The following is a 374-nucleotide window of genomic DNA, read 5'->3' as shown; positions in this document are numbered from 1 at the left end:
ATGATGCGCTGGGCGACCAGGGTCGGGGTGTCGGGGTCGACGTAGTCCTCCAGCAGGATCGCGAACTCGTCGCCGCTGAGCCGCGCCACCACGTCGTTCTCGCGCACGCAGCCGAGGAAGCGCTGGGCTACCTCGACCAGCACGGCGTCGCCGGCCGAGTGGCCCAGGCTGTCGTTGATGACCTTGAAGCGATCGACATCGAGGTAGAGCAGGGCGAACTCCTGCCCGGGATGACGGCGCGCGCGGCCGAGCACGCGCTGCAGGCGGTCGCGCAGGTAGCCGCGATTGGGCAGGCCGGTCAGGGCATCGTGCAGCACCTGGTGTTCGAGCTGGGCCTGGATCGCCTCGCGCGCCTGGATCTGTTCGCGCAGCTC

The 374-nt window shown here is 69.8% G+C and carries 1 protein-coding gene; it reads right to left on the bottom strand.

Annotated elements, in window-relative coordinates; genetic code table 11:
* Positions 1-374, bottom strand: a 374-nt coding sequence (locus tag FLQ44_RS16405) for a diguanylate cyclase domain-containing protein (RefSeq protein WP_147695273.1), incomplete at both ends; no start/stop codon positions are given.

The sequence above is a fragment of the Vogesella mureinivorans genome, assembly GCF_007644035.1.
Lineage (GTDB): Bacteria > Pseudomonadota > Gammaproteobacteria > Burkholderiales > Chromobacteriaceae > Vogesella > Vogesella mureinivorans.
Note: the sequence above shows the minus strand (reverse complement) of the source record. Positions and strands in the feature narration are given on the sequence as shown.